Origin of the sequence: Streptomyces sp. AgN23, assembly GCF_001598115.1 — a bacterium.
Lineage (GTDB): Bacteria > Actinomycetota > Actinomycetes > Streptomycetales > Streptomycetaceae > Streptomyces > Streptomyces antimycoticus.
This window is the reverse complement of record NZ_CP007153.1, coordinates 9,993,789-10,013,382: the sequence shown is the minus strand read 5'-3', so window position 1 is coordinate 10,013,382 and position 19,594 is coordinate 9,993,789. Positions and strand designations below refer to the sequence as shown.

Here is a 19,594-nt window from a genome sequence, read left to right as displayed (position 1 = left end):
GACGATGACAACAGCGAACAAGACAGCATCCGCCCCCAGCGGCTATGTGACCCCGCTCGTGGTACATGAAGGCTTCGCGTACGTCAGTGGCCAGCTCCCCCGGAAGGACGGTCAGATCGCCTATCACGGAAAAGTGGGGGCGGATGTCGACCTGGACTCCGCGCGCGAGGCGGCACGGCTCTGCGCACAGGCGTGCCTCAATGTCCTGAACCGGGAACTCACCGAAGGGCGCCGACTCCAGCGCATCCTCAAGATAACGGGATTCGTCGCCTCGGGACCGGACTTCACGGCGCACGGAAGGGTCATCGACGCGGCGTCGGAAGTCTTCATCGAAAGCCTCGGCCAGGCCGGGCGGCACGCCCGCAGCGCCATCGGGGTTGCTCAACTCCCGCACGGCGCCTGCGTCGAGATCGAAGTCGTCGCCGCCGTCACTGGTCCGTGACCACAGTGGACAAAGGATTGCGCTTCTGCGCGAACCTGGGCTGGCTCTTCGGTGAAGTGCCCTTTGAGGAACGCTTCACCGCCGCGGCCGAGGCCGGATTCAGTGCCGTGGAGTATGCGTCGCCGTACGACCATTCACCGCTCACGCTGCGACGCCGTTTGCAGGAGGCGGGACTGTGCCAAGCGCTGATCAACAGCCCGGTGGGGCCTCCGGGAACTTCCACATTCGCGGGAACGGCGTGTCTGCCCGACCGGGTGCGGGAGTTCCGCGACGGCATTACCAAGGCGCTCGACTACGCGGTCGAGCTGGAGTGCCCACTGGTCCACTTGCGCGCCGGAGTAAGGCCACCCGAGGTCCAGCGGGACACGGCCTTCTCGCAATACGTCACAAACGTCGCATGGGCCGCGCAGCTCGCCTCCACGGCCGGTGTCCGGCTGGTCCTGGAAGCGGTCAACTCCCGCGATATTCCTGGATATCTCGTGAATACCCAGGAGCAGGCTGCGGGTGTGGTAGATGCCATCGGCAACGACCAGGTCGGCATCCTCTTCGACGTCTACCACTGTCAGGTTCAGCAAGGCGACATCACCACCCGGCTGGAGACGTTCCTGCCGTCGATCGCGCACCTCCAAGTCGCGGACGTGCCCGGGCGGGCAGAGCCCGGCAGTGGGGAGATCGCCTGGGATTTCGTCTTCGACCGGTTGCGGTCACTCGGTTACGTGGGCCGGATCGGCTGCGAGTACCGCCCCGCGAACGGTACCGCCGAGGGGCTCGGGTGGCTGACGCGGTTCATCCATACAGAGGAAGGGTGAAGAAGCCATGCGCGGACAGGTCTCCGCTGGTAGGCAGGTATCCCTCTTCAGCACCCTGGCGGTGCAAGCCGCCCTGGAACAGCGATTGCTCAGAGAGTTCACCGAGGAGACGGGCATCGGCGTCCAGCCGGACTTCGATCCGACATCGGTGCTGTTGGAGCGTATCCACTCCGGAGAGGTCCCCGATGTCCTGATCGCCGTTACCGATGACATCCGGCAATTGTCGGCTCAGGGAACCGTCGACGGTCGGGCGCGCCTGCCGGTCGCCAGAACGGGCATCGGACTCGCCGTCCGGGCGCGGACGCCGCGACCGTTGATCGCGACCGTCGACGACCTGGTGCGGACATTGCTCGGCGCCCGTTCGGTCGCCTACTCCAGAACGGGGGCCAGCGGCATTTACTTCGCTCAGTTGCTGGGCCGACTCGGCATCGCGGAGGCGGTGAACGCACGGGCCACGATCGTGCAGAAGGGCTTTGCCGCCGCCACCTTGCTGGACGGCAGGGCAGACCTGGCGGTGCAGCAGGTGAGTGAGTTGATGACCGTCCCCGGCGTCGATGTGGTCGGTCCCTTCCCCGCCGACGCCGCGCACGACACCGAGTTCAGCATCGCGCCGTCCACGGCTGCGGCCGAGTGGTCCCCCGCGTCGGAGTTGGTGTGCTTTCTCGGCTCCGAGCGGGCACGTACGGCTTACGGGGCATTCGGTCTCAAGGCCCCGCTCTCGACAGAGAGCTGAGCGCCCGCTACGGGAACAAGGACAGTCACCTCTGTCCGTGTCCAGCGCTTCACGCAGCGTCGCCTGAATGCCGTCGACCAATCGTGCTGCCGCACCATGTGTCGGGACCTCGTACGACCCGCACCTGATGTCACCCTCCGGGAGGTGATCAACGCTGTCGACGAGGCACTTCTCCACCGGCCGTCGACCCGGAAAATGGACGCGCGCGTCATACCCATGCCATGGGCCGCCTGGAGCAGACCACCTCGGCGCCAGTCGCCCTCCTCGCACCCCAGTGCGTCACGAGCCCGGACGTAGAGGTGAAAGGCGCCGACTATCCGGCCCCAGGCATCCTGGAGTATTCGATCGGCGTCGGCAGTAGTCACCAAAATTCCGAGGAGTGGTAAAAATGCGATATGGAGGTAAATTTCCGCTCATTTACGCGGCGTAAAAAAGACCTGACACCACCAGAAGCACGCTCAGCGACCGGTTCTCTTCGCTCCCTGCTTGACACGCGCAGTGTCGCGAGCCAAATGCTGGTCCTACAGGTCATACTCATTGTCCTGCTCGTCGCCGCCGCGGTAGCAGCCCTTGTGCTGCAGGCTCGGCGCGAGAGCACCCGGGATGCGCGAGACCGAACACTCGCCGCAGCCGAGGCTTTCGCGCACTCGCCCGGCATGATCGAAGCCCTGTCCGACCGGAATCCCACGCACGTGCTGCAGCCGCTCGCAGAGGCTGCCCGGAAGAACGCTCGCCTCGACTACATCGTGGTGTGGAACACGGCTGGGATCCGGTACACGCACCCCGACCCCAAGAAGATCGGGAAGCACATCGTCGGCCCGTACGAGGAAACACTCGACGCCGCGCGGGCCAATCGGCCCTTCATCAGAAGCTTCCCCACGGTCACAGGCGTCAGCATGACCTCCTCTGTGCCCGTGACCAGGCCGGACGGCAAGCTGGTCGGCCTGGTTTCGGCCGGGATCACCATGAAGAGGGTGAACACCATGGTGGCAGAACAGCTGCCGGTGGTGCTGGGTTCGGCGGCGGGTGCACTCCTTCTCGCCTCGGGCAGTTCTGTGCTGGCGAGCCGGCGGCTGCGACGGCAGACGCACGGCCTGGGCGCGGCCGAGATCACACGGATGTACGACCACCACAACGCCGTACTGCACGCGGTCCGCGAAGGGGTGGTGATCGTCCAGGGCGACGGACGGCTGCTGCTGGCCAACGACGAGGCCCGACGGCTGCTGGAGCTGCCCGCGGACGTGGAAGGACGGACGGTCACCGACCTTGGCCTGGCTCCTGGAATCGCGCAGCTGCTGCTCTCCGGTCGTGAGGCCACGGACAAGGTGTGCCCAGCCGGTGACCGGCTACTGGCGGTCAATGTTCGGCCGACCGACCGTCAAGGAGGCCCGCCGGGGAGCGTGACGACGCTGCGGGACACCACCGAGCTGCATGCGCTCGCCGGCCGGGCCGAGGAGACCCGCCAGCGGCTTCAACTGCTCTACAACGCTGGTGTCCGGGTCGGCACCACCCTCGATGTGGTGCGTACTGCCGAGGAACTGACGGAAGTGGCAGTCCCTGGGTTCGCCGACTTCGTCACCGTAGAGCTCCTTGACCCCGTTCTGCGCGGTGAGGAGCCGGTCGGGCCAAGCAGCGAGATGCGCCGCACGGCCTTCTGCGGCATCCGGGATGATCCGCCGTTCTACCCGGTGGGCGAGCTGGTCAGGTTTGTCCCCGCGGCGCCGACTGCGTTGGGTATGGCGAGCGGCCGCCCGACCCTCGAGGCCGACCTGCATGCAGCGCCCGGCTGGAAGGCTCAGGACCCGGAACGTACCCAAAGGATCCTCGACTATGGCGTGCGCTCGCTGATCACTGTGCCGTTGCAGGCCCGCGGGGTGGTGCTGGGGGCAGTCGACTTCTGGCGCGCTGACCAATCCGAGCTATTCGGGGAGGAGGATCTGTCCTTCGCCGAGGAACTGGCCGCCCGTGCGGCGGTGTGCATCGACAATGCCCGCCGCTACACCCGAGAGCACACCATGGCCGTCACCCTGCAGCGCAGTCTGCTTCCCGGCGGCATGCCCGAGCAGAGCGCTCTGGAAGTGGCGTACCGGTATCTGCCCGCCCGGGCCGGTGTGGGCGGCGACTGGTTCGACATCATCCCGCTGCCCGGCACCCGAGTCGCCCTGGTGGTCGGCGACGTTGTCGGGCACGGACTGCACGCAGCGGCCACCATGGGGCGGCTGCGCACCGCGGTGCACAACTTCTCGGCCCTCGACCTGGCCCCCGACGATCTCCTCGTTCGCCTGGACGAGCTGGTCGCCAGAATCGACCAGGACCGGACGACCGAGAGTACGGGCGAAGGAGCCACGGGGGCCACCTGCCTGTACGCCATCTACGATCCGGTCTCCGGTCGATGCACCATGGCACGGGCCGGACACCCGGGACCCGCCATCGTCCATCCCGATGGCGCCGTGGAATTTCCCGATCTGCCCGCCGGCCTGCCCCTCGGCCTCGGGGGCCTGCCCTTCGAGGCCGTCGAACTCCAGCTTGCCGAAGGCAGCCAAGTCGCCCTCTTCACCGACGGCCTCGTCGAAGACCGCCACCGCGACATCGACGCGGGTCTCGAACTCCTCGGCAGCGCCCTGGCAGGCCATCCGGACCGCAGCATGGACAACACCTGCCAGGCGGTACTGGACGCACTGGTACCCGACGATCCGAGCGATGACATCGCACTGCTGATGGCCCGAACCCGCATGCTCGCCTCCACACAGGTCACCACCTGGGACGTACCCGCCGACCCTGCCGCCGTCGCCTCCATCCGCAGCCGGGTCGCCCGGCAGCTGGCCGACTGGGGGCTGGAGGAGACCGCCTTCCCGACCGAGCTGATCCTCAGCGAGTTGGTCACCAACGCCATCCGCTACGGCAGCGAACCCATCACCGTTCGCCTTCTGTACGACCGCACCGTGATCTGCGAGGTGTCCGACGGCTCCAGCACATCGCCCTACATGCGCAGCGCCAAGACCACCGACGAGGGCGGGCGCGGCCTGTTCCTCGTCGCCCAGTTCGCGCAGCGTTGGGGAACCCGCTACACGCCGAACGGCAAGGTGATCTGGGCCGAGCAGACTCTCGACGACGGCGCGGCAGGCACACAGGGGACGGTGGAGTCCCTCTTGGAGCAGTGGGAGGATCCGCTCCTGTGACCAACGACTGGCAGAGAATCAAGGTGTCGCTTCGCGGGGTGCGGCTCGCTGTTATAGGCGATCCGGCGGTCTTCCAGGGACGCCGGTCGCTGACGTACGCGACGCCCTGGTGCACCACCACGGGAGCGACCGCTGCCCGCTCGAAGGCGGCGTCCTCCTCGGGGGCGGCGACGACCCGGGACGGCATGCCGGTGAAGTGCCGCCACAAAAGGTTGCGCCGGCGTGCCGGTTCACCGAGCATGTCGCCGAGCAGCGCGGTGGCCGGCGGATTGGCGGCGACGAGCTGCCATGCCTCGTCCAGGACGATGACGGGTGTATCCGCGAGCCGGTCGACGATCCGGTGGACCATGGGTGTTCTCGTCATCGGTCAGTCGCAATGCCCGTGCCAGAGCCTCCAGCACTGAGGGAGACGGGTTGCCGGCGCGCCCCTGCTCAAGGCGGGCGAGGTAGTCCACTGACAGTCCGGCGAGGTGTGCGACTTCTTCGCGGCGCAGCCCGGGCGCGTGCCGCAGGCTGCTCGCGGGGAGTCCCACGCAGGGTTGAGCGGTCCCGCCAGTGAGGCCGGCAACGCGCGAACTCGATGCGATCCACGTGTCCATCGTCGCCCAGAGACAGCGGGTGAGCATCGCCCTGTCAGTCCTAGGCAGAAGCGGCCTCTCGTGCCGGCAGCGGATGGCGGGCACGGTGATGTGGAGGCGACCGCGATCGGCGGCCGCCCTTCTCGAGGAGCGTCATCGTGCATCAATCGAATGGGCCACGAGGCCCTGGCGGCCGCCGCCTGGGCGGAAGGACCGCACTGGTCACCGGGGCACCGCGCAGCATCGGCCGGGCCATCGCCGAAGCGCTCGCGGAGGAGGGGGCGAATATCGTCCTGCACTACCGGAGCCGGGAGACGGAGGCACACGAGGCCGCGGAGGTGATCCGCAAGCGCGGTGTCGATGTGTTGCCGCTTTCTGCGGATCTCACTCGCAGCAGCAGTGTGCAGGAGCTGTTCAACCTGGGCATCGCACACTTCGGCGGCCTGGACATCGTGGTGGCCAACGCCGGCGTCGCCTCGCGGCTGCAGCCAGTAGCCGAGATCTCAGACGCCGAGTTCGACCGCGTGCTCGCCGTCAACACCCGCGCGGTCTTCTACGTACTGCGCGAGGCTGCCCGCCGGCTGTCCGACGGCGGTCGCATCATCAATATCTCCAGCAGCTCCACCCAGAGCGCGGGCGCCGGCTTCGGTGCCTACGCCACCAGCAAGAACGGCGCCAACGCCACCATCCGCACACTGGCCAAGGAACTCGCCTCGCGGGGCATCACTGCCAACAGCATTCACTCCGGCGCTGTCGGTGACGGCTTCCTCGCTGCGGGGGACGGCGTCCTCAGCCCTGAGATGACGCAGTACGTCGCCGCCTCCGCGCCCGCCGGACGCCTTGGTGAGCCGAGTGACATCGCCTCCGTGGCGCGATTCCTCGCCTTGCCGGAGGCCGAATGGATCAATGGACAGGCTCTTGTCGTCAACGGCGGAAGCTGGATTTGACGTGGACATCACGGTCGAATACACCGCTGTCATAGAAGGCGACCCGCAAGCGGTCTGGCAACTCCTGGCTGCCTTCGAGGACATGCACTGGCACCCGCAGGTGAACAGTAGCCGGTTGGCGGGCGGTACATCCGGACGGACGGGTGCCGTACGTGAACTGTCGCTCACCGATGGCAGCACGGTGACCGAACGTCTTGACGAGCTGGATCACGCCCGGATGACGCTGACCTACAGCTTCCGGGGAGACCCACCCATCCCCGTCTCCACCTCCCGCACCACCGTCTCACTGCAGCCCGCCGACGGGCAGACAGCCATCACCTGGCAGGGCGGTTACGGCGTCGCGGACAGTGACGCCGCGCTTCTCGTCACCCGCGTCAGCCGCGAGACGGTCTGGCCCACGACCGCCCAGGCACTGAAGACCGCGCTCGACCACTGAGCTCGCTTGCGCATCACCCATATCTCTTACGTTTGGAGAACACCATCATGTCGTCCCACCCCAATCACCACCCCGCGCCCGTGACCATCCAGGCCCGCCGGCTGGCGGATAAGGTCATCCTGATCACCGGCGCGTCCGCCGGCATGGGCGAAGCCGCCACGCGTCGCTTCGCCGCCGAGGGGGCACACGTCGTGGCCGGCGCCCGGCGCACCGACCGCCTCCAGGCGCTGGCGGCCGAGCTGTCGACCGCCGACAACCAGGTCATCGCCGTGCCGCTCGATGTGACCGACGAGGCCACGGTGGAAGCCGCCGTAGCCACTGCGGTCAAGCGGTTCGGTCGCCTCGACGGCGCGCTCAACAGCGCCGGCATCACCAGCGACGGCACACCGCTGCACGAGAAGAACACCGATATGTACGACCGGGTCATGGAGGTCAACGCCAAGGGCGTCTTCTTGTCCATGAAGCACGAGATCCCCGCGCTGCTCGCCGCCGGGGGCGGCTCGATCGTCAATGTCTCCTCCATCGGCGGCATGGTGGGAGTGGCAGGCATCTCGGAGTACGTCGCGTCGAAGTGGGCCGTCAACGGGCTCACCAAGAGCGCGGCCCTGGAACTGGCCTCCTCCAACGTGCGCGTCAACTCCCTCGCACCGGGCTCCACCCGCACCGAGATGTGGGACATGCTCCCCATCGAATTCCAGGAGCACCTGGCCGCCAAGTCCCCGATGAACCAGATCGCCCTGGCCGACGACATGGCCCGCGCCGCCCTGTTCCTGCTGTCCGACGAAAGCCGCTGGACCACTGGCGCCGTCATCCCCGCCGAAGGCGGCCACCACATCGGACGCTGACCCCGACCTGTGCGCCGATTTCTCTGGTCGCTCAGCCCTCGCGCGCCGCCGGGCAGCCCCACCCCGTGATCAGTGTCTGACGGCGGTCGCGGGGGTATGCGGTTCGGACCATGGTCCGGCGTGGCGCCCCCGCTACTCCGCCGAAGCCTGAACTGGGACCGAGTGGGGATAACCCCACCCGCATGCTGCTGCTGGCCGGATCGACGGGACGGCCACTGTCGACCAAAGTGATCACTGTTCGACACCGGCCCGGCCTCGACGTTCATCCACTGCCGGCCCGGTCGGGCCATATCTCACCCCACGGAGACATCTCATGACTGAGCGAGCGCCGGTGTCGCGTCGCCGTCTGCGGGCAGCCTTGACGCTGACCCTGGCCACCTGCCTGACCACGGCCGGCGCGGCGGTCGCGGCCTCGGCCGCACCGGTGCGGACCGAGGCGGCGCGGGTTGACGCGTGGTCGGCCGATACCGGTCACGCCGGCGCGGTAGCGGCGCGAGCGGACCAGTTGGCCACGCTGGTCCGGCAGACCGTGGACGCCGGTGTTCCGGGAGTGGCGGTGCGGATCGACGACGGTCATGGTCCGGCTGTCGAGTCCGTCGGGCAGGCCCCCTGGACCGTGGCCGACCACAAGCTCGCGGTGGACGACGAGTTCCGCATGGGTTCCAACACCAAGACACTCGTGGCCACTTTGATCCTGCAACTCGTCGCCGAGCACCGGGTCAACCTGACCGACTCGGTGGAGAGTTGGCTGCCCGGCCTGGTCCCCGGCGGACGCGCGATCACTTTACGCATGCTCCTCAACCACACGAGTGGCCTGTACGACTACACCGACGACCCCGCCGGCCTCGCCTCGGTCACCGGCCAGGACCAGCGGCAGTGGGCCCCCGAAGAACTGCTCGCGCTGGCCACCAGGCACCAGGCGCTGTTCACTCCCGGCAAGAAGTGGTCCTACAGCAACACCAACTACATCGCGCTCGGCATGGTGCTCGAGAAGGCCACCGGCCGTAGCGTGGCCGACCTGATCGACGAGCGGATCGTCCAACCGCTGCGTCTGACCCACACCTACCTCGCCACCACTGCCGCCTGGCGGCCCGGCGACGACCGGACGCACGCGCACGGCTATGAACCCGACGCCGCTCATCTGGGCCCCCTGCTGCCTCCCGGCATGCCCCCGGGGACGTCCTTCGCGGGTCCGAGCCACGACGACCACGTGGACACGGCCGGGATCAACCCGAGCTGGGCCTGGGCCGCCGGGGCCGTGGTCTCCACCGCGGCCGACTGGGCGCGTTTCGACACCGCCTTGATGTCCGGCCAGCTGTTGCCCCCGGCTCAGCTGAGGCAGATGCGCACGACCGTCCCGGAAGACCCCGCCGCGCCGGAGGCCACCAGGTATGGGCTGGGTCTGGAAGAGGTCCGCACCCCGTGCGGCACCGTATGGGGACACACCGGTGGCATCCCCGGCTACGCGAGCCAGAACTACACGGACAGCACCGGCCACCGCACCGTCGCCATCCTCACCACCACCGTCTTCGGCCTCAGCGAACAGAAGGCCGCCGCCACGTACCGGCCCCTGGTGGACGCCGCGGTCTGCCGCATGCTCGGCGAGCCCCTCCCCGGTACAGCCACACAGAGCACGGCTTTGCCGGGCTGACGTACCCGAACGACGTGTCACATCGCCCGTACCGCGCGGTGCGCATGATCTGCCGCACCGTCGGCTACCGCGCACCCTCACCCCCCACAGCAGCCGGAGAAGCCCCATGGCTCATCACGGCTCAACCCCCGCCCTGCCGGGCAGGGCACCAGCAAGGAGTGTTCTTCGTGTCCCGTTATCGCCACGCTGTACAGTCTGTTCACACCCCGTCGCCGTCCAGGCACCGACGAGCGGCCAGGACGGCGGCCGCACTGGCGGTGCTGGGCAGTCTCATCGTGGGCTGCGAATCGTCGGCGTCGGCATCCGGGGATCAGGCCAGTCAGCGTCACGATGTGGTGCAGCGGCGGATGGACCGCCTGGTGCGCGACGACGCGTTTCCCGCGGCCCTGGCCGCTGTCCGCGGTCGCGATGGCAGCACCCATGACTACACCGCCGGCGTCGCCGACCGGGAAGACAAGACGAAGGTGCCGGCCGACGGGCAGGTACGCATCGGATCCACCACCAAGAGCTTCACCGCCGTGGTCGTCCTGCAGCTGGTCGGCGAAGGCCGCGTCAGCCTCGACGCACCGATCGAGACGTACCTACCGCAGCTCGTCCGGGGCGATGGCATCGATGGCCGCCACATCACGGTGCGGCAGCTGCTGCAGCACACCAGCGGCCTGCCCGACTACGTCGCGGCCATGGGCGGTGACTTCTTCAAGGGCCGGCACACCTACACCGAACCGCGCGACCTGCTCGACCTGGCGCTGGCCGAGAAGGCGAAGTTTGCCCCCGGCAGCAAGTTCGAGTACAGCAACACCAACTATCTCCTCGCGGGCCTGCTCATCCAGAAAGTCACCGGCCGCCCGGTGGCCGAGGAGATAACGCGGCGGGTCATCAAGCCCACCGGGCTGCGCCACACCTACTTCCCCGGCATCGGCGACCAGGACATTCGGCGACCTCATCCGCGGGGCTATCACGTGCCGAAGCCCGGCGATCCGATGCGCGACATCACCGAGATGGACCCGTCCTGGGCGTGGGCCGCCGGACAGATGGTCGCCACCCCGAGCGACCTCAACCGCTTCTACTCCGCCCTGCTCGGCGGCAAGCTCCTCAAGCCGGCGCAGCTGAAGCAGATGCGCACCACCGTCCCGGCCTCCGATCTCTGGCCCGGGGCCCGCTACGGACTCGGCCTGATCAGTACCCCGCTGAGCTGCGGGGGCCTCGTCTGGGGCCACGGCGGTGACATCCCCGGCTACGAAACCCGCGGCGGCGCCACCGAAGACGGCCGCGCCGTCTCGGTCACCGTCACCGCACTGCCCAACGCCCTACCCACCGACCAGGCCGGTCAGCAGACCGCCGCGGACCACGTTATCGACTTCGTCGACACTGCCCTCTGCGGTAAGTGATCCGCCCGATCGGTGTCGGGTCCTCGCGCCGATGGCGGCCGTTCGCGGTCGCCATCGGCGGTTCCCCGCCCGTCCGGCTGGGGTGGTGCGCGGAACGTCTCTGCTTCCCCAACCGATCGAGCGCGGAACGAATATCGCGACGCCGCCCGGCTCTTCCGTGGTCAGCGCGGCATGCGAACGGGTAGTTCGGTGGCCCCCCGGAACATCCACCCGCGGACGATGATTTCGTGATCGGGTTCGAGACGGATACCGGGATGGCGAGCGAGCAACTCCTCCAGCGCGATGCGTGCGATCTGCGGTGCGAAGGCACTGCCGGAGCATGCGTGGCGGCCGGTGCCGAAAGCCAGATGACCATGCGCAGGCCGGTCGAGGTCGTACATCTCCGGCCGGTCGAACTCGGCCTCGTCGTGATTCGCCGAGCCGTAGCACAGCCACACCGTGTCACCCTGACGCAGCCGCACACCGGACAGCTCAATGTCGCGGTTCGGCACCCTGGAGGCCCCGCTGAACAGCGGCGACAACCAGCGCAGCCCCTCTGCGACGGCCTTCGGGAGCAGGGTGGGGTTCTCCACGACCCGACGGAGGTGCTCGGGTCGGGTCGTCAGCCCCAGGAAGGTGGACCCGCAGGCGTGGCCCGGCTCCTGGAGCCCTCCGAGCAAGATGATCAACAGGGACGGCAGCATGTGCTCGATGCTGCGCACCTCGCCATCGGGCATGCCGTCGTGCAGCCAGTGCGAGATCGCCGATTCGTCCGGCCGGCCGCGGAGCCGTTCAACCATGTCCTCGACAACCTCACGGATCTCCGCCGCGGCGGCGTCGCCCCCTTTGTACGCCTCGGGGTCGACCAGACCGCGCGCCGCGGCGTGGGACAGGCTGTGGAACCAGCGCTGGAGCCGATCGGTACTGATGTGGGTGAACCCGAACCGGTCCGCCACGCAGCGCACGCTGACCGGTTCGAAATAGTCGGCCAGCAGATCGACGTGTGTTCGCCCGGCCAGCTCGTCCAAGCGAGCACGAACCGCCGCCCGCACGGTGGTGTCCAGGGTCGGCTTGAAAGCACGCGGACGCAAAGGCGGGTCGATCACTCGCCGCAGCTCGCCGTGCGTCTGCCCCTCCGCGCTCAGCACGTTGGGCTGACCGAACACGCGATCGTGCGCGGGACTCGTGCCGCCCCGGAAGTGCTCGGCGTCCTCGGCGATCTCGCGGCAGTGACTCCAGGTGGTGGCGATCCACGCGTTGAGCGCCGGTACCCAGGCGATCGGAGCCTCCTTGCGCAGCCGGGAGAAGATACGGTCCGCACCGGTCTCCAACTCGGCCAAGGTCATGTTGTCCAGCCAGGCGAGGTCAACGGACATGGTCATCCTCCTAGAGGTCGAGGGCCAGCTGGGGAGTCAGGGAACGAGAGGTACAGATCATCATCACGTCGCCGGACTCGCGCTCGTCGGCGGAGAGAACGTCGTCGCGGTGATCGGGGATGCCCCCCAGCACCGCCGTTTCACACGTTCCGCACGTGCCCGTACGGCAGGAGGACAGGACCTCGACGCCCGCCTCCTCGACGACTTCCAGGATCGACTTGCCCGGCGGAACCGTAAGTGTGCGGCCGGACCGTGCCAGCCGAACCTCGAAACACTCACCCAGGGCATCGCCCGTGGGGCGAAACCGTTCGAAGTGGACGGTACTCCCGGGCCGTTCGTCAACGTGCTGCCGCACCGCGTCGAGCAACAACTCCGGTCCACAGCAGTAGACCCTGGTCCCGCTGGCGGCACCACGCAGCGCCGTGGACAGGGGAAGCAAGCCCTGCTCGTCCTCCGGGTACACGTGCACCCGGTCCCCGTACCGGGCCAGCTCGTCCAGGAATGCCATGGAGGCGCGACGCCGCCCTCCGTAGTAAAGCTGCCATTCGGCCCCCGAACGCTCCACCTCCGACACCATGGGCAGGATCGGCGTGATGCCGATGCCGCCCGCGATGAACACGTACTGGCGAGCGGGTATCAGCGGGAAGTCGTTTCGGGGCCCATCGATACGAAGTACCGACCCCGGGGCGACCGTGTCGTGCAGATACCGCGATCCACGGCCGGTCGGCACCCGCAGCACGGCGACGCGCCAAACGCCGCTGTCCACGCCTCCGGTCAGCGAGTACGGACGGCTGAGTCCGGGCTCGAGCGCGATATCGACATGGGCGCCGGGTGTCCACGCTGGTAGGGGGCAGCCATCGGGATCGCTCAGTGTCAAGGCGACGACATTCTCAGCGATGCTCTGTTTATGGGTCACCAACAGGTACATGAGCGGCTTCTCCAGTCCGATCGCGGTGCGACGACGGCGACCGGAACTCTCTACCGATCGGGCAGGAGCACGACCTTGATGGCCCCAAGGTCATGGGAATCCCGCCCGGCGACGCGGACCGCCGAATTCGCTTCATGAAGGGGGAACCGGTGGATGAAGGGGCTTAAACGTAGACGCCGTGAAGCGCGCTCGGGTCGAGCAGGCCCTCGGCCTGACGACGGAGCAGATCCGCGACATCCGGTGTCGAGGAGAGCAGAAAACGGCCCTCCCGCAGCCCCTCGACGTAGGCCCGGCCGATCTCCTCCGGCTGCTGGATGCCGTAGGGCACCTTGTCCTCGATGGCTGCCGCACCGTCATCGCCCTGATCCACCGGAACACCGTAGAACTTGACGGTGTTATCGAAATTTGTCGCGGTGTGGTCCGGAGCCAGCAGAGAAACCCCCACTCCTTGAGGCCGCAGCCACTCGGCGAGGCACTGCGTCATACCGACGATCGCGTTCTTGGAAGTGATGTACGGCGCGACCATCGGCGAGATCGGATGCCCGGCGACGACTCCGAGGCTCGATGTCGTGTTGACCACGTGCCCGCGGCTCTTCTTCAGATGGGGCAGGAAGGCCATCACGCCGCGCACCTGGCTCAAGACGTTGAACCGCAACACCCGCTCCCACTCCTCAAGTGGGATCTGGTCAGGAGACCCGGCCACGCCGATACCCGCGTGATTGTGCAGGAGATCCACGCGGCCGAACCGCTCGACCACATGATCGGCCAGCGCCTGTACCTCGCGGTCGCTTGTGACGTCGCAGCGGATACCGACCGATTCATGGCCCAGAGCGCGAATCTCCTCGGCAGTCTGTGCGGCACCCTCGGCATCAATGTCCGCGATCACCACCGTACTGCCATGGCGGGCGAGCGCGGCGGCGCACGCACGGCCGATCCCACCGGCTCCGGCGGTGATCACCGCTATCTTGCCTGCGAATTCCATGAGTACTCCTCGTCGTTGAGTGAGACATAGGGTGATGATCGTGAATCTGTATGAGCGAAGAAGGGGCCAAGCTAGGGGACGACCAGTCCACCGTCTGCCAAGTAGGTCGCACCGGTGACGAAGGACGCGGCGTCGGAGAGTAGGAAGACCGCTACATTGGCGATTTCCTGCGGATCCGCGAGGCGGCCGATCGGGGTCTTGCCAACTATCGCTTCCATCATTTCGTCGGTACTGAGCCAGTCCAACAGCATCCTCGTACGGGTCGCGCCGGGCGCGAGACAATTGACCCGGATACCGCGGTCCGCGTAGTCGAGCGCCGCGGCCTTGGTCAGTCCGACGACGCCATGCTTGCTGGCGATGTACGGAGAGATGAATTTCTCGCCGATAACGCCACCCACCGATGCCGTGTTGACGATGGCGCCACCGCCACTGGACAGCATGGCGCTGATCTCGTGCTTGAGGCATATGAACGTGCCACGCAGATTGACGCCGACCACCCGGTCGAAATCCTCGATGGTCAGTTCGTGCAACGGCCCTTCGGCATGCGCTGCGGCGTTGTTGAAGGCGAGATCGAGGCGACCGTATTGGTCGACCGCCGCTTGCACAAGACCCTCCACGGAGTCCGGTTCGGCGATGTCCACACAAACACCAGTCGCCTCGCCTCCCGCCTCCTCGATCTCTTTCACCAGTGCGTCGAGTTCGTCCCGTGAACGCGCTCCGCATACGACCGCGGCGCCTGCCGCGGCGAGGGTCCGCGCCGCGGCAGCTCCAATACCGCGCCCGGCCCCCGCGACGATAGCGACACGGTCGCGCAGATCTACGTTGAGCTGAGTGGCTCCGGGTGCTCGCTCAGGAATCATGACGATCCTTTCGATGAGGCCATAAGATCGCCGCCAGGTTCGAAGAACCTATTGGTCCGGCGCATCCAGCGAGTGCTTCAATATGCTGGTGCGCTCATGACCGGCAGGGCGAATAGGCCGCACAATGTCGTTTTCCAGTATTCTCCGCACTGCGACCTTGCTCACACCGAACGGTAGGCCCCCGCATACATAAAGGCAATTATTTCTTTTTCTATGTATGCATAAACGACCCCTTATGGCCGCTGGGCCCGGCCAACGGGCACACACCGCGGGTCATCGGACACGGGCTCCGAGTAGCGGTCCACCCTGCCGTCGAGGCGGGCCGAGGCACCCAGGGCCGTTCACCGCGCGAGGGATGCCGTCTATCCATAGAACATATGCCGCCAGATTCGACATAATGGACGCAGCGTTCTGGGCAGGTAGCACCGCTAATGAGGAGCGAGATGAACGCCTTCAGCGATCATGAGCGAGGCGGAGCGTTCCCGTTCGGCGACGTGGCGGCCGCCCTGGTCGATGGCAACGGCATCGTGCGGGGATGGTCCCGGACGGCTGCGCGACTGCTGGACCGCTCACCCGCGGACGTCTGCGGCCACTCGCTCCGGCGACTGCTCGTCCGGGAACCGGATCCGACGTGCCGGCCCGGTAGCGCGGGGCAGGCGCTGCTGCGTCATCGTTCCGGCAGCGCGGTTGACGTCGCCTTCGACGTACTGCCGTTGGACGGCACATCCGACCTCCTCGTCCTGGCCGCGCCCACGCTCCGCGTCACCGGCTGGGAACGGAACGAGGCTGTCGTGCGCGCGCTGCTGGCGCAGGACCGGGTGGGGCTCGGCATCCACGACATGGACCTGATGACCCTCCACAGCAATGTCACCCCCGATATGTTCGGCGGGACCCTGGTGGTCGACAGCCAACTGCGCGAGATCATCTCTGACCCGGACGCTGCCGCGGCACTGCGGCAGGTACTGGTCACCGGCATCCCGATGATCGATCGGAAGCAGCGCGTTCGGACACCTCGCGTGCCCGGTAAAGAATGGTGCTTGTCCCTGTCTGCCTTCAGACTGGAGGATGCGAAGGAGCGGCCCACCGGCCTCGCCACCCTGTTCACCGACATCACCGAGCAGCAGCGCTCCAGCTGCCACCTGGATCTGCGCCATGCGGCGGCAACACGGGTCGGCCGTTCCCTCGACGTTCTGCGCACAGCTCAGGACTTGGTTGACGTTCTCGTCCCGGCGCTCGGTGACCTGGCCTGGGTCAGCCTCGCCGAAGCCGTACTCGGGGGTGACGAGCCTCCGAAACTGGCCGGCCCGGGACAGTGGCACCTGCGCAGGGCCGCCGCGGCATCGGTCGAGCCCTGGCCGCCCCTGCTCTGGCCCCCCGAACTCGGCGATGAGCCCTCGATGCCGGACGTACCCGTCCTGCGCAGGGTCCAGCACGGCGAGACCGTGGTGGCACCGGACCGGGCGGCCTTCATGGCCATGATCGACTTCGACTCGCAACTGGCCGCGTTCTTGATTCCCGAGCACGGGCACTCGTTGGTGGCGGCACCTCTGTTCGCCCGAGGACTGGTGCTCGGAGCCGTTGTGGTCTGGCGGACCAGCCGGCCTGAGCCATTTGACCAGGCGGACGCGGAATTGCTGACGGAGATCGCTACCCGCGGTGCGCTGAGCGTCGACAATGCCCGCCGATACACCCGCGAGCACCGCGAAGCAGTCGTCCTGCAACAGCGCCTGCTTCCCCGCGCCGCCACGGACACTCCAGCGGCCGAAACCACCGGCTTCTACCGGCCCGCCGGAAATGGGGCCGACATCAGCGGAGACTGGTTCGAAGCCATCCCCCTGCCTTCCCTGCGGGTCGCCCTCATCATCGGGGACGTGACCGGTCACGGCCTGCCGGCCACCGCCACGATGGGGCGCCTCCGGGCCGCCATCCATACCCTTGCCGACCTGGAAATGGAGCCGGACGAACTCCTCACACATGTCGACGACCTCGTCCAGCAACTCGGCAACGAGGCGCCTCAAGGACAGCAGGACACGGTCGGTGCGACCTGCCTGTACGTTGTCTACGATCCCGTCACCGGACGCTGCACGATGGCCAGCGCGGGTCATCCGCCACCCATCGTGGTCAGGCCCGATGGCACAGTGCGGGACATCGACGTCACCCCTGGGCCTCCCCTCGGGGTGGGTGGCATGCCCTTCGAGGTCGCCGAGACCCATGTGGCGCCCGGATCCATCCTCGCTCTCTACACCGACGGGCTGGTCGAACACGGAGATCACGATCTCGCTGCCGGAATCCAGCAACTGACCGACGACCTCGCCGCCTTTGGCGGCCCTGGTCAGACCCTGGACGACATCGGCCGCTCCCTGCTCACCGGCACCAGCGATGCCCCGGCCCGGGACGACATCGCCCTGCTCCTGGCCCGCACCCGGGCGATCCCGTCGGACAATGTCGCGAGCTGGGAGTTCGCCGCCGACCTGACCCAGGTGGCGAGCGCCCGAGAGGCCACTACCCGCCAGCTCGCGGCCTGGGGGCTGGACGTGGAGGACGTCGCGTTCACCACCGAATTGCTGGTGAGTGAGCTGGTCACCAATGCCATCCGCTACGCCGGCGGGCCGGTAGGGCTGCGGCTCATCCGCGAGGACGTGTTGGTATGCGAGATCTCCGACCCCAGCAACACTCAGCCGCGGCTGCGCCGGGCTCGTACCACCGACGAGGGAGGTCGCGGCCTGTTCCTCGTAGCCCAGCTCGCGTCCCGCTGGGGCTGCCGGTACGGGCATACCGGAAAGACCATCTGGACGGAACAGCCCCTTGCTGCCGCCGGCGCTAGGACTGAACAGTGACGGAGAGCAGTCCGTCGGCATGCAGGCGCCGAAGCTCCTTCTTGTCGAACTTGCCAACCGACGTACGCGGCACCTCCGTCACGAAGGCCCAGCGTTCCGGCAGCTGCCAGCGTGCGATACGGCTGCTGAGAAACTCCCGCAGTTCCTGCGTCGTGACGTCATGGCCCGGTGCCGCGACGACCACAGCCAGCGGCCGCTCGCCCCACCTGTCGTCGGGCACCCCGACCACGGCTGCCTCGGCGACCGCCGGGTGGCCCATGAGGTGATTCTCCAGTTCGACGGAGGAGATCCACTCGCCACCGGACTTGATGACGTCCTTGGCCCGGTCGGTGAGTGTCAGGTAACCGTCCGGCGAGATCCGTCCCACGTCGCCCGTGCGCAGCCAGCCGGAGTCGAACTTGTCAGGGTCGGGTTCCCCGTCGCCGATGTAGGTCGCCGTGATCCATGGGCCTCGTACCAGGAGCTCTCCCACCGATGCGTCGTCCCAGGGGAGTTCGGCGCCGGTGTTGTCGATGATTTTGGCTTCCACCGGTGCCAGGAAGCGGCCTTGGGTCAGCCGGTACGTGCGCTCGGTATCGCCGTGGGCAGTGGCCGGTGGCCGGGCGATGGTGCCCAGCGGCGACATCTCCGTCATTCCCCATGCCTGCAGCGCGGTCACGCCGTGCTCTTCGGCGAACGCCCGCATCAGGGAGTCGGGCATGGCTGAGCCGCCGACGACGGCTTCCTGCAAGGAGGACAGATCGGTCCCGGGTTGCCGGCGCGCGTACTGCAACAGGCCGCTCCATACAGTCGGGACGCCGGCACCCTTGTTGGGACGGACCGCCTGGATGAACTCGGCCAGTGGTTCCGGCGAGAGGAACCGGTCGGGCATGGCCAGCGAGGCGCCGGTGAGGAATGCCGCGTACGGTAGTCCCCAGGCCATGACATGAAATTGCGGGACGATAGCCAGTACCAGGTCCCGTTCCGAGAGTCCGAAGGCGTCCGGCAGTGAACTCGCCAGCGCGTGCAGGTAGACGGAACGATGGCTGTACACCACTCCCTTCGGGTCGCCGGTGGTGCCCGAGGTGTAGCACATGGCGGCCGGGGCGCTCTCGTCGACATCGGGCCACGCGTAGGAGACGGGCACGTTGGCGGTCAGTTCCTGATACGAGTGCACCGCGACGCCCAGGCCGTCCAGGGGCGAGAGGTCCGCCGGGCCATTGACGATGACGTGCTCGATGGCCTTGCTTCCCGGCAGGATGGACGCCAGGGTCCCGACCAGGGTGTGGTCGACGATCACGACCTTGTCCTGAGCGTGGTCGGCGATGTACTCCACCTGCTCGGGGAACAACCGGATGTTCAATGGGTGCACGATGGCCCCCATCGCCGGCACGGCGAAGTAGACCTCCGCGTGCTCCTGGTTGTTCCACATGAAGGTGGCCACGCGGTCGCCGCCGCGCACTCCGAGGCCGTGCAGGGCATGCGCCACACGTGCGGCGTTCCGGCCTGTTTCGGCGAAGGTGGCGGACCGCGGGCCGTGCGGGCCCGCCGTGACGATCCGCGAGTCCCCATGGACGCGGGAACCGTGTTCCAGAAGTCTGCGAATCTGGAGCCCGACTCCCTGCATGGTGCTGTGCACTGCGTT

General features: G+C 67.6%; 15 protein-coding genes and 1 pseudogene. 10 read left to right on the top strand and 6 right to left on the bottom strand.

Annotation, left to right across the window (positions count from 1 at the left end; all coding sequences use genetic code 11):
- Positions 1–46: 46 nt before the first annotated feature.
- The 4 genes from AS97_RS42650 to AS97_RS42635 all read left to right on the top strand — a co-directional run bounded on the left by AS97_RS42650 (position 47) and on the right by AS97_RS42635 (position 5,163).
- Positions 47–442, top strand: a complete 396-nt coding sequence (locus AS97_RS42650; RefSeq protein WP_201724615.1) for a RidA family protein — start codon at positions 47–49, stop codon at positions 440–442.
- Entirely contained in the window at positions 439–1,251 is an 813-nt protein-coding gene (locus tag AS97_RS42645) for a TIM barrel protein (protein WP_247204673.1), read from the top strand. The genes AS97_RS42650 and AS97_RS42645 overlap by 4 nt, the downstream gene beginning before the upstream one ends.
- Positions 1,252–1,258: 7 nt before the next feature.
- The gene (locus AS97_RS42640; protein ID WP_059147388.1) at positions 1,259–1,984 is read left to right on the top strand and encodes a substrate-binding domain-containing protein; all 726 of its coding nucleotides are present in this window, start codon (positions 1,259–1,261) and stop codon (positions 1,982–1,984) included.
- A gap of 512 nt (positions 1,985–2,496) precedes the next feature.
- Positions 2,497–5,163 carry a SpoIIE family protein phosphatase/ATP-binding protein gene (locus AS97_RS42635; RefSeq protein WP_059147387.1) on the top strand — a complete coding sequence of 889 codons (2,667 nt, stop codon included), beginning with the start codon at positions 2,497–2,499 and terminating at the stop codon, positions 5,161–5,163.
- A gap of 139 nt (positions 5,164–5,302) precedes the next feature.
- Here AS97_RS42635 and AS97_RS42630 read toward each other — a convergent pair.
- Positions 5,303–5,762 (bottom strand): annotated as a pseudogene (locus AS97_RS42630) (helix-turn-helix domain-containing protein); the annotation flags it as partial.
- 137 nt (positions 5,763–5,899) lie between these two features.
- On the opposite strand from AS97_RS42630, the gene AS97_RS42625 reads away from it, so the two are divergent.
- From AS97_RS42625 to AS97_RS42605, 5 genes are all read left to right on the top strand, one after another.
- Positions 5,900–6,688 (top strand): SDR family oxidoreductase, encoded by a 789-nt coding sequence (locus AS97_RS42625; RefSeq protein ID WP_059147382.1) that lies wholly within the window; start codon positions 5,900–5,902, stop codon positions 6,686–6,688.
- Between the two features lies 1 nt (position 6,689).
- Positions 6,690–7,124: an SRPBCC family protein gene (locus AS97_RS42620; RefSeq protein WP_210566790.1), complete on the top strand. Its 435-nt coding sequence runs from the start codon at positions 6,690–6,692 to the stop codon at positions 7,122–7,124.
- A gap of 32 nt (positions 7,125–7,156) precedes the next feature.
- Positions 7,157–7,969 carry an SDR family NAD(P)-dependent oxidoreductase gene (locus AS97_RS42615; protein ID WP_059147380.1) on the top strand — a complete coding sequence of 271 codons (813 nt, stop codon included), beginning with the start codon at positions 7,157–7,159 and terminating at the stop codon, positions 7,967–7,969.
- Between the two features lie 313 nt (positions 7,970–8,282).
- Positions 8,283–9,620 (top strand): serine hydrolase domain-containing protein, encoded by a 1,338-nt coding sequence (locus tag AS97_RS42610; RefSeq protein ID WP_210566789.1) that lies wholly within the window; start codon positions 8,283–8,285, stop codon positions 9,618–9,620.
- A gap of 332 nt (positions 9,621–9,952) precedes the next feature.
- Complete coding sequence (locus tag AS97_RS42605; protein WP_312846934.1) at positions 9,953–11,008, top strand: serine hydrolase domain-containing protein; 1,056 nt, start codon at positions 9,953–9,955, stop codon at positions 11,006–11,008.
- A gap of 161 nt (positions 11,009–11,169) precedes the next feature.
- On the opposite strand, the gene AS97_RS42600 is transcribed toward AS97_RS42605, so the two are convergent.
- The 4 genes from AS97_RS42600 to AS97_RS42585 form a co-directional block, all read right to left on the bottom strand.
- Positions 11,170–12,363 (bottom strand): cytochrome P450, encoded by a 1,194-nt coding sequence (locus AS97_RS42600; protein ID WP_059147379.1) that lies wholly within the window; start codon positions 12,361–12,363, stop codon positions 11,170–11,172.
- 10 nt (positions 12,364–12,373) lie between these two features.
- Complete coding sequence (locus AS97_RS42595) at positions 12,374–13,291, bottom strand: PDR/VanB family oxidoreductase (protein WP_210566788.1); 918 nt, start codon at positions 13,289–13,291, stop codon at positions 12,374–12,376.
- A gap of 163 nt (positions 13,292–13,454) precedes the next feature.
- Entirely contained in the window at positions 13,455–14,273 is an 819-nt protein-coding gene (locus AS97_RS42590) for an SDR family oxidoreductase (protein WP_059147377.1), read from the bottom strand.
- 71 nt (positions 14,274–14,344) lie between these two features.
- The gene (locus AS97_RS42585; RefSeq protein WP_125755470.1) at positions 14,345–15,133 is read right to left on the bottom strand and encodes a glucose 1-dehydrogenase; all 789 of its coding nucleotides are present in this window, start codon (positions 15,131–15,133) and stop codon (positions 14,345–14,347) included.
- A gap of 443 nt (positions 15,134–15,576) precedes the next feature.
- Between AS97_RS42585 and AS97_RS42580 the strand changes: the two genes are divergently transcribed.
- The gene (locus AS97_RS42580) at positions 15,577–17,970 is read left to right on the top strand and encodes a SpoIIE family protein phosphatase (RefSeq protein WP_059147375.1); all 2,394 of its coding nucleotides are present in this window, start codon (positions 15,577–15,579) and stop codon (positions 17,968–17,970) included.
- On the opposite strand, the gene AS97_RS42575 is transcribed toward AS97_RS42580, so the two are convergent.
- Complete coding sequence (locus AS97_RS42575) at positions 17,954–19,588, bottom strand: long-chain fatty acid--CoA ligase (RefSeq protein ID WP_125755472.1); 1,635 nt, start codon at positions 19,586–19,588, stop codon at positions 17,954–17,956. The genes AS97_RS42580 and AS97_RS42575 overlap by 17 nt on opposite strands.
- Positions 19,589–19,594 lie beyond the last annotated feature (6 nt).

Coding starts and splice junctions, on each gene's coding strand:
- AS97_RS42640 (WP_059147388.1), top strand. CDS start 1,259: ATGCGCGGACAGGTCTCCGCTGGTAGGCAGGTATCCCTCTTCAGCACC.
- AS97_RS42635 (WP_059147387.1), top strand. CDS start 2,497: ATGCTGGTCCTACAGGTCATACTCATTGTCCTGCTCGTCGCCGCCGCG.
- AS97_RS42610 (WP_210566789.1), top strand. CDS start 8,283: ATGACTGAGCGAGCGCCGGTGTCGCGTCGCCGTCTGCGGGCAGCCTTG.
- AS97_RS42600 (WP_059147379.1), bottom strand. CDS start 12,363: ATGTCCGTTGACCTCGCCTGGCTGGACAACATGACCTTGGCCGAGTTG.
- AS97_RS42595 (WP_210566788.1), bottom strand. CDS start 13,291: ATGTACCTGTTGGTGACCCATAAACAGAGCATCGCTGAGAATGTCGTC.
- AS97_RS42590 (WP_059147377.1), bottom strand. CDS start 14,273: ATGGAATTCGCAGGCAAGATAGCGGTGATCACCGCCGGAGCCGGTGGG.
- AS97_RS42585 (WP_125755470.1), bottom strand. CDS start 15,133: ATGATTCCTGAGCGAGCACCCGGAGCCACTCAGCTCAACGTAGATCTG.
- AS97_RS42580 (WP_059147375.1), top strand. CDS start 15,577: ATGAACGCCTTCAGCGATCATGAGCGAGGCGGAGCGTTCCCGTTCGGC.